The organism is Variovorax sp. 05N34, assembly GCF_056397405.1.
The window spans coordinates 224,743-239,009 of record NZ_JBFTNI010000005.1 but is presented as its reverse complement, the minus strand read 5'-3'; the positions used below and the strand labels follow the sequence as shown (position 1 = coordinate 239,009).

15 protein-coding genes and 1 riboswitch are annotated in these 14,267 nt (G+C 62.0%); of the genes, 12 read left to right on the top strand and 3 right to left on the bottom strand.

Going from position 1 to position 14,267, the window contains the following annotated elements; genetic code table 11:
- Nucleotides 1-261: 261 nt before the first annotated feature.
- The gene (gene dnaA, locus AC1DMA_RS15770) at nucleotides 262-1,641 is read right to left on the bottom strand and encodes a chromosomal replication initiator protein DnaA (RefSeq protein WP_478127581.1); all 1,380 of its coding nucleotides are present in this window, start codon (nucleotides 1,639-1,641) and stop codon (nucleotides 262-264) included.
- A gap of 350 nt (nucleotides 1,642-1,991) precedes the next feature.
- Between dnaA and rpmH the strand changes: the two genes are divergently transcribed.
- The 7 genes from rpmH to AC1DMA_RS15735 all read left to right on the top strand — a co-directional run bounded on the left by rpmH (nucleotide 1,992) and on the right by AC1DMA_RS15735 (nucleotide 7,512).
- Nucleotides 1,992-2,126, top strand: a complete 135-nt coding sequence (gene rpmH / locus AC1DMA_RS15765) for a 50S ribosomal protein L34 (protein WP_047486751.1) — start codon at nucleotides 1,992-1,994, stop codon at nucleotides 2,124-2,126.
- 75 nt (nucleotides 2,127-2,201) lie between these two features.
- Nucleotides 2,202-2,591 (top strand): ribonuclease P protein component, encoded by a 390-nt coding sequence (locus AC1DMA_RS15760; protein WP_478144936.1) that lies wholly within the window; start codon nucleotides 2,202-2,204, stop codon nucleotides 2,589-2,591.
- The gene (yidD, locus tag AC1DMA_RS15755; protein ID WP_478144784.1) at nucleotides 2,591-2,878 is read left to right on the top strand and encodes a membrane protein insertion efficiency factor YidD; all 288 of its coding nucleotides are present in this window, start codon (nucleotides 2,591-2,593) and stop codon (nucleotides 2,876-2,878) included. Before AC1DMA_RS15760 ends, yidD begins: the two co-directional genes overlap by 1 nt.
- Complete coding sequence (yidC, locus tag AC1DMA_RS15750; RefSeq protein WP_478144783.1) at nucleotides 2,875-4,629, top strand: membrane protein insertase YidC; 1,755 nt, start codon at nucleotides 2,875-2,877, stop codon at nucleotides 4,627-4,629. The genes yidD and yidC overlap by 4 nt, the downstream gene beginning before the upstream one ends.
- Nucleotides 4,630-4,694: 65 nt before the next feature.
- Nucleotides 4,695-6,101, top strand: coding sequence for a tRNA uridine-5-carboxymethylaminomethyl(34) synthesis GTPase MnmE (mnmE, locus tag AC1DMA_RS15745; RefSeq protein ID WP_478127578.1), 1,407 nt, complete (start codon nucleotides 4,695-4,697; stop codon nucleotides 6,099-6,101).
- Nucleotides 6,102-6,187: 86 nt separating this feature from the next.
- Nucleotides 6,188-6,655, top strand: coding sequence for a Crp/Fnr family transcriptional regulator (locus AC1DMA_RS15740; protein ID WP_478127640.1), 468 nt, complete (start codon nucleotides 6,188-6,190; stop codon nucleotides 6,653-6,655).
- Nucleotides 6,656-7,008: 353 nt separating this feature from the next.
- Nucleotides 7,009-7,512, top strand: coding sequence for a hypothetical protein (locus AC1DMA_RS15735; RefSeq protein ID WP_478144782.1), 504 nt, complete (start codon nucleotides 7,009-7,011; stop codon nucleotides 7,510-7,512).
- Nucleotides 7,513-7,528: 16 nt separating this feature from the next.
- On the opposite strand, the gene AC1DMA_RS15730 is transcribed toward AC1DMA_RS15735, so the two are convergent.
- On the bottom strand, nucleotides 7,529-9,514 hold the full coding sequence (locus AC1DMA_RS15730) for a monovalent cation:proton antiporter family protein (RefSeq protein WP_478144781.1): 1,986 nt from the start codon (nucleotides 9,512-9,514) through the stop codon (nucleotides 7,529-7,531).
- Nucleotides 9,515-9,591: 77 nt separating this feature from the next.
- Here AC1DMA_RS15730 and AC1DMA_RS15725 point away from each other — a divergent pair, with 77 nt between their 5' ends.
- Genes AC1DMA_RS15725 through AC1DMA_RS15710 form a run of 4 tightly spaced genes read left to right on the top strand, consistent with a single transcriptional unit; the run spans nucleotide 9,592 to nucleotide 12,558 of the window.
- Nucleotides 9,592-10,593: a KpsF/GutQ family sugar-phosphate isomerase gene (locus AC1DMA_RS15725; protein ID WP_478127575.1), complete on the top strand. Its 1,002-nt coding sequence runs from the start codon at nucleotides 9,592-9,594 to the stop codon at nucleotides 10,591-10,593.
- Nucleotides 10,593-11,141 (top strand): KdsC family phosphatase, encoded by a 549-nt coding sequence (locus AC1DMA_RS15720; RefSeq protein WP_478127574.1) that lies wholly within the window; start codon nucleotides 10,593-10,595, stop codon nucleotides 11,139-11,141. Before AC1DMA_RS15725 ends, AC1DMA_RS15720 begins: the two co-directional genes overlap by 1 nt.
- Nucleotides 11,138-11,791 carry an LPS export ABC transporter periplasmic protein LptC gene (gene lptC / locus AC1DMA_RS15715; protein ID WP_478127573.1) on the top strand — a complete coding sequence of 218 codons (654 nt, stop codon included), beginning with the start codon at nucleotides 11,138-11,140 and terminating at the stop codon, nucleotides 11,789-11,791. Before AC1DMA_RS15720 ends, lptC begins: the two co-directional genes overlap by 4 nt.
- On the top strand, nucleotides 11,788-12,558 hold the full coding sequence (locus AC1DMA_RS15710) for an SDR family oxidoreductase (protein WP_478127572.1): 771 nt from the start codon (nucleotides 11,788-11,790) through the stop codon (nucleotides 12,556-12,558). Before lptC ends, AC1DMA_RS15710 begins: the two co-directional genes overlap by 4 nt.
- Before the next feature lie 59 nt (nucleotides 12,559-12,617).
- On the opposite strand, the gene AC1DMA_RS15705 is transcribed toward AC1DMA_RS15710, so the two are convergent.
- Nucleotides 12,618-13,145 carry an RNA recognition motif domain-containing protein gene (locus tag AC1DMA_RS15705; protein WP_478127571.1) on the bottom strand — a complete coding sequence of 176 codons (528 nt, stop codon included), beginning with the start codon at nucleotides 13,143-13,145 and terminating at the stop codon, nucleotides 12,618-12,620.
- Nucleotides 13,146-13,394: 249 nt separating this feature from the next.
- Nucleotides 13,395-13,567: riboswitch (yybP-ykoY riboswitch) on the top strand.
- A gap of 12 nt (nucleotides 13,568-13,579) precedes the next feature.
- Between AC1DMA_RS15705 and AC1DMA_RS15700 the strand changes: the two genes are divergently transcribed.
- A complete protein-coding gene (locus AC1DMA_RS15700) occupies nucleotides 13,580-14,146 on the top strand; it encodes a TMEM165/GDT1 family protein (protein WP_478144780.1) in 567 nt (188 codons plus the stop codon).
- The last annotated feature ends 121 nt before the right edge of the window (nucleotides 14,147-14,267 follow it).

Sequence of the window (14,267 nt, the reverse complement as noted above, 5' to 3'; positions counted from 1 at the left end):
CTCTTCCTTTATTTCTTTAATTCAAATTAGTAGTAGTAGATAAGGGGCGCGCCCACCTGTGGACAGGGCGATTTTCCGTTTCTACGACAAGGACTTGGCGAGCTCCGTTCGCTGTGCGCAGCAGTGCTTCCGTGATGTCGTGCAAATGCGAACAACTTCGGGTCGCGCGACGGCCCTGTGGACAAGCTGTCATTTGTGCTTGAACTTTCCCCAGAGTTGTCCTTTGACAGGACTCGAGAATCTGCGTAAAGCGCTCATCCGTCATCCCTTGAGCGTTTGCTCCAGCACGTGCAGTTGCTGATTCAGTTCGGTGAGCTGCTGCCGCTCACCGGAAATCTTGCGCACTGCGTGCAGTACGGTCGTGTGATCGCGGCCTCCGAAAAGCTCCCCGATTTCGGGCAGGCTCTTCTGGGTCAGTTCCTTGGCCAGGTACATCGCGATCTGTCGCGGCCTTGCGATCGAGGCCGGCCGCTTCTTCGAATACATGTCCGCGACCTTGATCTTGTAATAGTCGGCCACCGTTTTCTGGATGTTCTCGACGGAAATCTGACGGTTCTGGATCGACAGCAGGTCGCGAAGTGCTTCCCGTGCCAATGCGATGGAGATTTCCTTTTGATTGAAGCGCGAGTAAGCGAGGATCTTGCGCAAGGCGCCTTCCAGTTCGCGGACGTTGGAACGGACGTTCTTGGCCACGAAGAACGCCACCTCCTCCGGCATTTCGGTGCTTTCGGCGCGCGCCTTGTTGATCAGGATCGCAACGCGCATTTCGAGCTCGGGCGGCTCGATGGCGACAGTGAGCCCTGAATCGAAACGGGAAACCAGTCGCTCGTGGATATCCGCAAGCCCCTTGGGATAGGTGTCGCTCGTCATGACGATGTGCGATTTCTTTGCGAGCAAGGCCTCGAACGCATTGAAGAATTCTTCTTGTGTCCGATCCTTGTTCGCGAAGAACTGGACGTCGTCGATCAAAAGCAGGTCCAGAGAGTGATACCGCTCCTTGAACTCGTCAAAAGTCTTGCGCTGATAGGCTTTGACCACATCTGAGACGAACTGCTCGGCGTGGATGTAGAGAACTTTGGCATCCGGCCGGTCGGTCAACAGCCGGTTGCCGACGGCATGCATCAAGTGCGTCTTGCCGAGACCAACGCCGCCATAAATGAAAAGCGGGTTGTAAAGATGGCCGGGAGTACTCGCGACATGCATCGCCGCGGCGCGCGCCATTCGATTGGCAGTACCTTCGATGAGCGTTTCGAAAGTGAGACCCGAGTTCAGGCGGTTCTTGAATGCGGCGGCTGCCAGATCTTCCCCTGCGCTCGGCAGGTCTCGCGGAACATCGACCTCTGACACGACCGTCAAGCTCGTCGGCCGGTTAACGATTTCTCGAGGAGCAAGCGCTAACTCGATGACAACTGGCTGACCATAAAGGTTCTCGGCCATGGAAGCGATCTTGCCCGCATACTGCGCCCGAATCCAGTCCAGCTTGAACCGGTTGGCAACAAAGACAGTGACACGCGAGAAGTCGTCTGCGACCCTTGCGGTGAGCGGTTTGATCCAAGTGTTGAATTGCTGTTCGGACAGTTCCTGCGCGAGTTGATCGACGCAGGCTTGCCAAAGGCTGTCACCAACGCCGTCACTCGGCATGGGTGCTCTGAAAAGTGGTTTGTCCCTCAGCCATCTCTCGTGTTTGTGTTGTGGATAGTCGCACCCGCGATGCGCCGCCGATTCTAACTTGTCAAAAACTTATCCACACCATTTCGAAGCCTCTTGCGGCGATGTGGATGGCGGCACGGGATTGTCTGCCGCCAAAATCTTTGTGATAATCGCGGGTTTCCCTGAAAACCCTTTAGTGTGTTTCGGGGTATCTCGGGCTCAGGTCGGCCCCAGGCTTTGTCTTCTGGACAGCTTGGAGCGGCTCGGGGCGACTTGGGGTTGACGCCTCGGGGCGCAAATACCGGGACTGCCGGGTCATCCGGTCACATCAGGAATCCATCATGAAACGCACTTATCAAGCATCCAAAACCCGCCGCGCCCGTACCCACGGTTTCCTGGTCCGCATGAAGACTCGCGGCGGCCGCGCGGTCATCAACGCACGTCGCGCCAAGGGCCGCAAGCGCCTCGCCGTCTGACGGCACGCATCGGCACGGTTGCCAGTCATTCGGTGTGCGCCAACATACTCTGACGGCGCCCTGCGGTTGACTTCCATGCAGCGGCTCAAGACCCGCGCACAGTTCCAGGCTGTACTCGCAGGGGCTACCGTGGCGCGCACTGCCCACTTCGCACTGCACCGCTGCACGTTCGACGTGCAGTCGGGCACGACTTCGCTCTTCGACACGCACGATGTGTGGGTCGGCGCCATGGTCCCCAAACGCTGGGCGCGCCGCGCAGTGACCCGCAATTCGATCAAGCGCCAGATCTACACCGTGAGCGGCGCCGCCTCCGAAGGCTTGCTGCAGCGCTCGGCGCATGTCGTGCGTCTCCGTGCGGCATTCGATCGCAAGGCCTTCGTGAGCGCGACATCCGATCGGCTCAAGGCAGCCGTGCGAGCCGAACTTCAACAATTGTTGACACGAGCCGCTGCGGCTGGCGGATGATGAAGCGCCTGTTGATTGGCCTGGTCAAGGCCTACCGCATGCTCCTGAGTCCCTGGCTTGGGCAAGCCTGCCGGTTCGAGCCCACTTGTTCCGTCTACGCCATCGAAGCGCTCGAGCAGCACGGCGCAACGACTGGCAGTTATCTCACCCTGCGTCGCATCGCCAGGTGCCAGCCGTGGTGCCAAGGCGGCCACGACCCGGTTCCCCCCAAGGCCCAACAGTCGACTTCGCCATCGAAGTCGCTGTTCGCCTTTCTCTCTACCGACGACAAGAAGTCTTCTTCATGAACGATATCCGCCGCACCATCTTGTGGGTGATTTTTGGTTTCTCCCTGGTGTTGCTATGGGACCAATGGCAGGTCTACAACGGCCACAAGCCGACCTTCCTTCCGTCGACGAAGACAGCTGCACCGGCCAATGCGCCGGCTACCCCAGCGCCGTCGGCCAATGGTGTGCCCGCCGCGGCCGGTAGCTCTACGAGCGCAGTGCCCGCACAGGGCGCGGTTTCTCCGATTGGCGAAAAGGTGACTGTCTCGACAGACCTTTTCAAAGCGGTGATCGACGGAGAGGGCGGGACCCTGTCCGAGCTGCAACTGCTCAAATTCGTCGACCAGACCAACAACGGCGGTTTGGTCGAATGGGCACGTCGTCTGGTCGGTTTGCCCGTGGCGCAGAGCGAATCCAGACCCGTGATGTTGATGGAAAACGGATCCCCGGCGACGCGCTATGTCGCGCAGACAGGGCTTCTGAATCCGGTGGATACGGGCGATCGATTCCCGAATCACTTGAGTCTGATGTCCGCGCGGAGCGGTCCTCGCGAGTTGGCTGACGGCCAGAACAGCCTGGAGGTGGTATTTGAGTCTCAGCCGGTAGGGGGCCTGAAATACGTCAAGACCTACGTATTCCAACGTGGCGACTACTCCATCCACGTCAAACACCAAATCGTCAACGTCAGTGACCAGCCGCGGGATGCACAGCTGTATCTGCAGTTTGTGCGGCATGGCACGGTCGCATCGGGCACGATGTTCGGCACCAACACCTTCACGGGCCCGGCCATCTTTACCGAACAGAAGAAGTTCCAGAAGATCGCGTTCACCGACATCACGAAGAACAAGATTGAGCTGCCCGCACCCGCCACCAACGRCTGGGTGGCAATGGTCCAGCACTACTTTGTGTCCGCATGGCTTCTCAATGTGCCGGGTAGCGATGCGATCAAGCGTGAGTTCAGGGTGGCGGATCTGGGCAACAACCTGTTCTCCGTAGCCATGGTCCTGGAGTTGCCCAAGCTTGCACCGGGGGCTGCGCAGACCGTCGACAGCAACCTGTTCGCAGGCCCAGAAGAAGAAAAGAAGCTGGAGGCGCTCGCGCCAGGCCTTGATCTGGTCAAAGACTACGGCATCTTCGCAATCATCTCCAAGCCGCTTTACTGGCTGCTCAATCAATTGCACGGAATCCTCGGCAATTGGGGCTGGTCGATCGTCGCGCTGGTCGTTCTGTTGAAGGCGGCATTCTTCTGGCTCAATGCGAAAGCCTACGCGAGCATGGCGAAGATGAAGGCCATCAATCCCAAGATCATGGAGATGCGCGAGCGGCTGAAGGACAAGCCGCAGGAAATGCAGCAGGAGATGATGCGGATCTATCGTGAGGAAAAGGTCAACCCCATGGGCGGCTGTTTCCCGATCGTGATCCAGATCCCTGTGTTCATCGCGCTGTACTGGGTGCTGCTGTCCTCTGTCGAAATGCGGCACGCGCCGTGGATTCTGTGGATCCATGACTTGTCGGCGCCCGATCCATGGTTCATCCTGCCGGTCGTCATGACCGCGACATCGCTGTTCCAGACTTGGCTCAATCCGACGCCGCCGGACCCGATGCAAGCCAAGCTGATGTGGATCATGCCGCTGGCGTTCAGCGTGATGTTCATCTTCTTCCCGGCTGGCCTGGTGCTGTACTGGATCACCAACAACGTGCTGTCGATTGCTCAGCAGTGGTTCATCAACAAGCGCCTTGGTGTGCTTGGCAACAAGACCCCCAAGAAGTAGGGGCGATCACACTCTCATCGAAGAAGGGCCGCGCAAGCGGCCCTTCTTGCTGAAAGAATCACGCCATGCTTGCGCGTCCCACCGATCCGATCGTTGCCATTGCTACGGCCTCAGGCCGCGGTGCCGTCGGGATCGTGCGAGTGTCCGGAGTGCAGATGGCGCCTCTGATCGCAGCGATCTGCGGCCGAAGTCTCAAGCCGCGAGAGGCCACGTACCTCCCGTTTCGGGACGCCACGGGAGAGCCCATCGACCATGGACTCGCAATCCATTTCCCTGCGCCCCACTCGTTCACGGGCGAGGATGTTCTTGAGCTGCAAGCACATGGGGGACCAGTCGTGCTGCAACTGTTGCTGGCGCGATGCCTTGAGGCTGCCGCTGAACTCAATGCCGCGACGGCCCAACCTCGACTCAGTGGCCTGCGAGTCGCCGAGCCCGGTGAGTTCAGCCAGCGCGCCTTTCTCAACGGCAAGATCGATCTGGCCCAGGCGGAAGCCATTGCTGATCTGATCGATGCCAGCACGGAAGCCGCGGCTCGCAGCGCAGGGCGGTCGCTGTCGGGGGAGTTCTCGAAGGAAATCCACACACTGCTCGACGCCCTGGTTCGTCTGCGGATGCTGGTCGAAGCGACGCTGGACTTTCCGGACGAGGAAATCGATTTTCTGCAGGAAGCCGATGCCGCCGGCCAACTGACTTTGCTGAAATCGCAATTGGGGTCTGTTCAGCAACGTGCGCGGCAGGGCGCGCTGTTGCGGGAAGGCATCAAGGTCGTGATCGCTGGTCAACCGAACGCCGGCAAGAGTTCATTGCTCAATGCTTTGGCCGGTGCCGAACTGGCCATCGTCAGTTCGGTCGCCGGCACGACGCGCGACGTGGTTTCGCAGACGATCCAGATCCACGGGGTGCCGCTGCACGTGGTGGACACGGCCGGCTTGCGCCACAGCATCGACGAAGTGGAGCAAATCGGCATCGCGCGTGCCTGGGGACAGATCGAGGACGCAGACGCAGTGCTCTTCCTGCACGATCTCACACGCGCTCAGTGGCCGGACTACGCGGAAGCGGACTCGGCGATATCGGGCGCCCTGGCAACCAAGCTACCTATCGGCGTCCCCGTCATCGATGTGTGGAGCAAGCTGGACGCAGTGCCGTCAGCGCCCGAATCCACAGGCATCAACCTGTCCGCGCGGACCGGCTTCGGGATCGAAGCGCTTCGTGGCCGCCTGCTCGAAGTCGCAGGGTGGCAGTCGGTTCCCGAGGGGGTCTACCTGGCCAGGGCACGCCATGTACAGGCACTGTCGCGCGTCGAGCAGCATGTCGACTGGGCGGCAGAGCACTTGGCAGCACGAGCCCAGTCCCTGGATCTTCTGGCCGAGGAACTGCGCCTGGCGCAGAACGCGTTGAACGAAATTACCGGCGAATTTGGCGCCGACGACCTGCTGGGCGTGATTTTTTCCCGGTTCTGTATTGGTAAGTGACCGAGAATGCAAGCACTTGTGACAAGTGTCACTATGCATTTAAGCTTCCGCAGATACTCCAGCAGGCACAGCAGGGGCTCACAACGATGTCATCCAGCATTCAAGATCTTTGCCGCGCGATCGCTCAGAACACCAGTTACGACGCGTTTGCGCCCGCTTTCAATGCCCAGCAATGGGAAACGGTCGCCTCGTATCTACAACCCCACGACATGCCTGCAGGCCAAGTGCTCATCGATCAAGGCGCCGTCGACCGGACGCTCTTTTTTATTGAACGGGGCGCACTCAGCGTTCATTTGATCGGCGAAAAGGGGCAGATGCAACTCGCGATCCTGAATCCGGGTTCCGTCGTCGGCGAGGGCGCATTCTTCTCGCGGTTGCCGCGCTCGGCCAATGTGGTTGCGACGGGTGCGGCCCGTGTCTGGCGATTGACGGCGTTGCGATTTGCCGAAATGTCCAACCGCCAGCCGAATCTCGCGCTCGAACTCACGCTGGCTTTGGGCGCTGTGATTGCCAAGCGGATGGTGAACAAGCCGAAACGGGTCGCGGTGACCTGACTATGCCGCCGATATGTGCGGACTGCCGGACGGCCAACCGAGACGGTGCCAAGTTCTGCAAGGGTTGCGGCCATAGGCTCAGGCTCGTTGTGCCGGCCAATTCGACTGAGGCCCGACCCGATACGGAAGAGAACACTGAAGAGGATTGGCCCGCTACGCAGCGCGTGCCCATGCGGCACGAGTTGGAGCGCGTCGAAGACTCACCGCCGTCGCGAGAGTTGTCCGCATCTCTTCCGCCGGGCGGATGGCAATCCAAGGGTCCAAACTCGTCGGCAGCAAGTCCCCAGACGGTCCAAACGGGCTCGCGCGAGAGCGGGTCAAGGCGAATCGCCTCTTGGGGCTTGATCGCTGCGATGCTCGTCGTGGTCGGCGGCTGGTATGCACTCCACTCGCGAACCGTCAACGAACCGGCGAAAGTCCTGGATCGCATGCCGGTCGTCCAGCCGACGCCTTCGCCTCCTGTTTCAGAGTCAATCGCTTCGGCGCCGGCTCCTGATGCGGCAGAGCACCTGCCGCCACCGCCCCAGGCAGAACCGCAGCTCGCGCCCCCGCCGCAGGATGCGCCCATCAAGCCTGCCGCCACGCCTGCCAAGGCGCGCAAGCCGGCACCGGTCCGCATTGCCGCGCCGGCAGTTCCGCCTCCGCCATCCCCCGTCGCCGCGCCCGAGCCGGCCCCAGCGCCCGCCGCTCCGCCCAGTCCGCAGTCCGCTTGCGAAGGCCTCAATTTCTTTGCACGCGCAAGATGCATGGCAGCGCTGTGTGCCAAGGCCGACTACAGGGCGCACGCTCAGTGCGAAGCCGTGCGACGCCAGCAGCAGATCGAGGAAGAAAAGCGGAATCCGTCCTTGCTCAACTGACGGGCAAGGCCCCGCTTCACCCCTTCTGCAGCTTCTCGATCGCCATCGCCAGCGCGCCAGGTTTGCCTGACAGCACCAGCGTATCTCCATCCGCGAGCACCGCTTCCTCCGTAGCGTCTGCCGTCTTTCCGTCCCGGCGGCGCAGGCTGGCGACGCGTACGCCCAATGCTTCAAGCGCAAGTCGCGCGAGCGGTTGCCCGATGGCGCGCGCTCCCGCCGAAAGAGTGAAGGTGTTGAGCCGCTCATGGTCGACCTCATCGGCCTTGTCGTCATCGGCGCCATGGAAGTACCCGCGCAGCAGGTTGTAGCGCGCATCTCGCTGATCCTGCACCACGCGGATCACGCGACGCATCGGCACGCCGACGAGTGCGAGCGCGTGGCTGGCGAGCATGAGGGATCCTTCGATGGCTTCGGGCACGACTTCGGTCGCACCGGCGGCCTGGAGCTTCTCGAGGTCGCGATCGTCCTGTGTACGCACGATCACCGGCACCTGCGGTGCATGCGAGCGCGTATTGGCCAACACCTTCAGTGCACCAGGGACGTCCTGGTAGGTCACGACCACCGCGCTGGCACGAGCCAGGCCTGCCGCCATGAGCGCCTGCAGCCGCGCCGCATCGCCAAACACGACGGAGTCCCCCGCCGCAGCGGCCTGGCGAACTCGATCCGGATCGAGATCGAGCGCCAGATAAGGAATGCCTTCGCGCTCCAGCATGCGCGCGAGGTTCTGCCCGCAGCGGCCGTACCCGCAGATGATCACGTGTTGGGCGGTGTTGATCGTCTTGCGGGCGATGCTTGTCATCTGCAACGATTGCTGGAGCCAGTCGCTCGCAACCAGCTTTCGCACGATGCGATTGCTGTACATGATGATGAAAGGCGTGGAGAGCATCGACAGCACCATCGATGCAAGGACGGGATTGACGAGCCATTCCGGCAGCAGTCCTCGGCCCTGTGCCAGCGCCAGGAGCACGAATCCGAACTCGCCTGCCTGGGCCAGATACAAGCCAGTGCGCAATGAGACGCCGCTTGTCGCACCCAGCATGCGCGCGAGCGCCGTCACCAGCGCCAGCTTGAAGGCCAGCGGAATCAGCAGCAGCGCCGCAACGAATACCCACCTCTGAACGACGACATGCCAATCGAGCGACATCCCGACCGTGATGAAGAACAAGCCCAGCAGTACGTCGTGAAACGGGCGGATGTCTGTCTCGACCTGGTGTTTGAACTCGGTCTCGGAAACAAGCATGCCTGCGACGAAGGCTCCCAGAGCCAGGCTCAGGCCAGCCAGTTGCGTGAGCCAAGCCAGTCCGAGGGTGACCAGAAGAAGGTTGAGCATGAACAGCTCTTCGCTGCGCCGCCGTGCGACCAAAGTCAGCCACCACCGCATCACGCGCGGTCCGCCGTACAGGAGAACGGCGATCAGGAAGATTGCCTTGATCGACGCGAGACCGAGCGCCTTGAGAAGCGCTTCCGGAGGTGCGCCCAGAGCCGGAATCAGCACCAGCAGCGGCACGACGGCGAGATCCTGAAACAGCAGCACGCCCATGACGCGCTTGCCGTGCTCACTGTCGAGCTCGAGGCGTTCAGCCATCAGCTTCACGACGATCGCGGTGCTGCTCATGGTGAGCGCACCCGACAGCACAAGGGCAGTCTGCCAATCGAGACGCCATTGCGGCGGCAGCACCGTGGCGATCAGCAAGGCGCCCGCGGTCGCCATAGCGATGGTCAACATCACCTGCAGAAGACCGAGCCCAAACACGTGTCTGCGCATCGCGCGGAGCTTGGGGAGGCTGAATTCCAGCCCGATGACGAACATCAGGAAGACGACGCCGAATTCGCCCAGGTGCTGGATGCCTTCGGAGTTCTGGGCCAGTGCGAAGGCATGTGGGCCTATCAAGACGCCGGAAGCCAGGTAGCCAAGCATGGGCGGCAGTTTGAGAGAGCGGCACGCGACCACGCCGATGACCGCGGCCAGCAAGTACATCAGCGTCAGGTCGAATGAGGTCATGGCTTGATGCTACTGAATGTGCGAGGGTTCAGCGGCGCGCATTCCGGCGCGCCGGCGTCGCCCGATAAAATCCCGCGATGAGCTTTCGCCCCGACTCGCCCCTGACTGCCGACCCTGAAGCCATGCTCGCGCGAGCTCGCACCACTTTCGACATCGAAGCGGCTGCTGTCCTCGGACTGAAGGAGCGTGTCGGGCCGAGCTTCGTCGAGGCGGTCCAAAAAATTCTCGATGTCCGCGGGCGCGTGGTCGTCATGGGCATGGGCAAGAGCGGCCATGTCGGCCGCAAGATCGCTGCCACGCTCGCTTCGACGGGCACTCCGGCCATGTTCGTGCATCCCGCCGAAGCAAGCCACGGCGACCTCGGCATGATCAAGGCGGTCGACCTCGTGCTCGCCATCTCCAATAGCGGCGAAGTCGAAGAGCTCACCGTCATCCTTCCCGTGGTCAAGCGGCAAGGCGTGCCATTGATCGGCATGACCGGGCGCCGAGACTCCACCTTGGGGCGCCACGCTGACATCGTGCTCGACAGCAGCGTCGAGAAAGAAGCCTGCCCTCTCAACCTCGCGCCGACGGCCAGTACCACCGCGCAAATGGCGCTGGGTGATGCACTCGCCGTCGCCCTGCTCGATGCGCGTGGCTTCGGCACCGATGATTTCGCGCGTTCGCACCCTGGCGGCGCACTCGGCAGAAAGCTCCTGACTCACGTCAGCGATGTCATGCGCTCGGGCGACGACGTGCCGCGCGTCGCGCCTTCAGCCAGCCTGAGTGACCTGATGCGCGAGATGAGCGCCAAGGGACTCGGCGCGACCGCGGTGGTCGACCCCACAGGACGGGCGATCGGCATCTTTACCGACGGTGACCTGCGCCGGCAGGTCGAAACCGGCGCCGACTTGCGCGCGCTCACTGCCGGCGACGTCATGCACGTCGGGCCGCGCACGCTGCGCGCCGATGCGCTGGCTGCTGAAGCGGCCGACCTCATGGAACAACATCGCATCACCAGCGTGCTGGTGGTGGATGCGTCCGGCGTCCTGATCGGAGCACTCAGCATCAACGATCTCATGCGCGCGAAAGTCATTTGATGGCCATTGAATTCCGGCCGGAAACGCTTTTGGCAGCTCAGGACATTCGCGTCGCGTTTTTTGACGTCGATGGCGTGCTGACCGACGGCGGCGTCTACTTCAGCGAGCACGGCGAAACGCTCAAGCGTTTCAGCATCCTCGACGGATACGGCCTCAAGCTGCTGCGCATGGCGGGCATTACGCCAGCGGTCATCACCGGGCGTGATTCGAAACCGCTCCGCGTGCGTCTCGAGGCGTTGGGAATCCAGCATGTGCGCTACGGCACCGAGGACAAGCTGCCAGCCGCCGAGGCGATGCTCGCGCTCCTCGGAACCGACTGGCAACATGCCGCCGCAATAGGCGACGACTGGCCCGACTTGCCTGTGCTTGCGCGCGCAGCCTTCGCGGCCGCACCCGCGAACGCCCATACGGAGGTGCGAGCGATTGCCCATCACGTGACGAACGCACGCGGCGGCGAAGGCGCGGCTCGAGAGTTCTGCGACTTGCTCCTGACGGCTGGCGGACATTACCGCCGGCTGCTGGACGGTGCGCGGGGCCTGCCCGCATGAAGTCGGCCTGGAGTTTCCTGCGCGACGGATTCGATCGCGTCACGATTTATCTGCCGCTCATCCTGACTGCCACCCTCGCGCTGGGAACCTATTGGCTCGTTCGCAATGCGCCGAGGCTGCTCGAACCCACCGCCAAGGAAGCGCCGGCGCACGACCCCGACTTCTTCATGCGCGACTTCGTGGTCAAGAGCTTTCAACCGAACGGCGATTTGCGCACGGAGCTTTTCGGTAAGGAAGGACGCCACTATCCGGACACTGACACGCTCGAGGTCGACGAGGTGCGCTTTCGTTCCATCTCGGACCAGGGCCTGGTCATGCACGGGTCGGCGAACCGCGGTTTGTCGAATGGCGACGGCACGGAGATCCAGCTTTTCGACAATGCCATCGTGATTCGCGATGCCGCGACGACGCCGAAAGGCGCTCCGCTGCCGCGGCTGGAGTTTCGCGGCGATTTCCTGCATGCCTTCACCGACACCGAGCGCGTCAAATCGGACAAGCCGGTCATCCTGACCCGCGGGGCGGACACGTTCACCGCCGATTCGATGGACTACGACAACCTGACGGGTATTGCCAATCTCAAGGGTCGCGTTCATGGCCTTCTGGTGCCGTCGGCAGCGATGGCTGCRCCGGCTCCGAAGCGAAAGCCATGACCCTTGCTTTCATCACCGGCGCGTCCAGCGGCATCGGACAGGCACTCGCAGCCCGCTTCTATGCGGCGGGCTACGATCTCGCGCTCGTGGCCCGCCGCACGGCGGAGATCGAAGCCTGGGCGGTGGAACGGCAGATGGATCCTGCTCGCTGCCAGATCTACAACGCCGACGTGGCGGACATCGACAGCGTTGTCGCGGCCGGAAACGCATGCCTGGAACGCCAGGGCGTTCCCGACGCGGTGATCGCCAACGCAGGCATCAGCGTGGGCATGGACACTGCCGAGCGCGACGATCTTGACGTGCTCGCCCGAACGTTGGCGATCAACAACATCGGGCTCGCTGCGACTTTTCATCCCTTCCTCCGCGCCATGCAGGCAAGGGGGAGCGGTCGTCTCGTCGGCATCGGCAGCGTCGCCGCGATACGTGGGCTGCCGGGGCATGGGGCCTACTGCGCGAGCAAGGCCGGTGTCGTGGCGTATTGCGAAAGTCTCAGGGGAGAAATGCGGGCCAGTGGCGTCAAGGTAGTGACCGTGTTGCCTGGGTACGTCGACACGCCGCTGACGCAGGGCAATCGCTACGGCATGCCATTCCTGATGCAGCCGAACGATTTCGCCGAGAAGGCGTTCCGTGTCATCGAGTCGGGCAGCAGCTATCGGGTGATCCCTTGGCAAATGGGCGTGGTCGCGAAGGTCTTGCGCCTGCTTCCGAATGCGTTGTTCGACCGCGCACTGCAAGGTCGCGGACGCAAGAAGCGCGCTGGCGAGTAGCCATCAAAAAAGGCTCCCTGAAAGGAGCCCTTTTGCTGTTCGACGTCGGTCGGAAGGAATCAGTAGCCGCTGTTGCCGCCGTTGCCGCCGCCGTAGCCGCCGCGACCACCACCGCCGCCGCCACGAGGGCCAGCACCGTAAGGGCTGCGGAAACCGCCGTCGCCGCCGCCACCGCCGCTGCGGCTGCCACCACCACCGTAGCCGCCACCGCCGCCGCCGTAACCACCACCGCCGCCGCTGCGACCACCGCCGCCGCCACCACCGTAGCCGCCGCCACCGCCGCCATAACCACCACCGCCGCCGCCGTAGCCGCCACCACCGCTGCGAGGCGGACGAGCTTCCATCGGGCGAGCTTCGTTGACCACAACGCTGCGGCCGCCCAAGGGCTGGCCGTTCATGCCGTTGATTGCCGCTTGCGCTTCAGCATCACTGCCCATCTCTACAAAGCCGAAGCCCTTGGAGCGCCCGGTATCGCGCTCCATCATGACTTTGGCGCTGGTGACGGCACCGAATTGGCCGAAAGCCTGCTCGAGATCGCCGTCACGCACCGAGTAAGGCAGATTACCGACGTACAGTTTGTTGCCCATCAAGGGACTCCTAATAAACACGTAAAAAAAGCGATGGAGTCCCGAGAGCACCGCAAGGCGGAATCCGCCAATGTTGCGCGAAACTGACCGATCACCCAATCACCTCCACCTGAAATTCAGAGGGAGGCTCGCGCATTATGTGGGAAATAAAAGTTGCGCAAGTAGGAATTTGCCCGGACCGATGTCGCCCGCAAAATATATTTGATGTTAGTGCAAACTTACATGAAAGAGGTAAGCCACGCTACAATCCCCGCAGTCATCGGGGAGTAGCCGCCTTCCATTGCGAGAAGGGTTTGCGTCAACAGACTTGTCCTACATCGAGTGGGATATGGCGCAAGCAGCGGACAGCCTGGCGAGACCTTTGACCGTGCGACTTCGGGTTCGGCCGAGTTGTCGTACGGTCAATTGCGTCTTCGGCCGAGGGATCCTTATTCATGGAAGCTTTTTTCGTTGCCACCGGCGTGGTCGCTCTCGCCGAGATGGGCGACAAGACCCAACTCCTCTCGCTCGTGCTTGCCGCGAGATTCCGCAGGCCTTGGCCGATCGTTCTCGGAATCCTCACCGCCACAGTCCTCAACCACGCATTAGCGGGCGCCGTCGGAAATTGGGTGACGCACTTCCTGGGCCCGGTCGTCCTGCGCTGGATCCTCGGTGGCTCGTTCATCGCAATGGCGCTGTGGATACTCGTCCCCGACAAGCTCGAGGACGACGAGGTTCCCAAGTCTTCTCGCTTCGGCGTTTTTGGCACGACCGTCATCGCCTTCTTTCTCGCCGAAATGGGCGACAAGACGCAGATTGCAACGGTGATGCTCGCGGCGCGTTATGTGGATGCCTATGCGTGGGTCGTTCTGGGCACGACGCTCGGGATGATGCTGGCGAATGCGCCGGTCGTGTGGCTTGGGGAGCGCATCGTCAAGCGCGTGCCGATCAAGCTTGTTCATGGCATCTCCGCCGTCATCTTTCTGGCGCTGGGCGTGGTCGCTTTGATCGACTGGGGTTGAAAGACAGAACGTCATATACTTTCGCGACGCGCCGATTTGCTCCAGCTTGCGGGCGCTTAACAAATGCAGCTAAAGACGGATGCCGACCCGGCTCGTTTTTGGCGAGGCCGGGTCTTTTTCA

What these genes read in the sequence shown, in the direction of transcription:
- AC1DMA_RS15725 (WP_478127575.1), top strand. Translation starts at nt 9,592, where the DNA reads ATGAGCTTTCGCCCCGACTCGCCCCTGACTGCCGACCCTGAAGCCATG.
- rpmH (WP_047486751.1), top strand. Translation starts at nt 1,992, where the DNA reads ATGAAACGCACTTATCAAGCATCCAAAACCCGCCGCGCCCGTACCCAC.
- AC1DMA_RS15760 (WP_478144936.1), top strand. Translation starts at nt 2,202, where the DNA reads ATGCAGCGGCTCAAGACCCGCGCACAGTTCCAGGCTGTACTCGCAGGG.
- AC1DMA_RS15705 (WP_478127571.1), bottom strand. Translation starts at nt 13,145, where the DNA reads ATGGGCAACAAACTGTACGTCGGTAATCTGCCTTACTCGGTGCGTGAC.
- AC1DMA_RS15730 (WP_478144781.1), bottom strand. Translation starts at nt 9,514, where the DNA reads ATGACCTCATTCGACCTGACGCTGATGTACTTGCTGGCCGCGGTCATC.
- mnmE (WP_478127578.1), top strand. Translation starts at nt 4,695, where the DNA reads ATGCTTGCGCGTCCCACCGATCCGATCGTTGCCATTGCTACGGCCTCA.
- yidD (WP_478144784.1), top strand. Translation starts at nt 2,591, where the DNA reads ATGAAGCGCCTGTTGATTGGCCTGGTCAAGGCCTACCGCATGCTCCTG.
- dnaA (WP_478127581.1), bottom strand. Translation starts at nt 1,641, where the DNA reads ATGCCGAGTGACGGCGTTGGTGACAGCCTTTGGCAAGCCTGCGTCGAT.
- AC1DMA_RS15740 (WP_478127640.1), top strand. Translation starts at nt 6,188, where the DNA reads ATGTCATCCAGCATTCAAGATCTTTGCCGCGCGATCGCTCAGAACACC.
- AC1DMA_RS15735 (WP_478144782.1), top strand. Translation starts at nt 7,009, where the DNA reads ATGCTCGTCGTGGTCGGCGGCTGGTATGCACTCCACTCGCGAACCGTC.
- AC1DMA_RS15710 (WP_478127572.1), top strand. Translation starts at nt 11,788, where the DNA reads ATGACCCTTGCTTTCATCACCGGCGCGTCCAGCGGCATCGGACAGGCA.
- AC1DMA_RS15700 (WP_478144780.1), top strand. Translation starts at nt 13,580, where the DNA reads ATGGAAGCTTTTTTCGTTGCCACCGGCGTGGTCGCTCTCGCCGAGATG.
- AC1DMA_RS15720 (WP_478127574.1), top strand. Translation starts at nt 10,593, where the DNA reads ATGGCCATTGAATTCCGGCCGGAAACGCTTTTGGCAGCTCAGGACATT.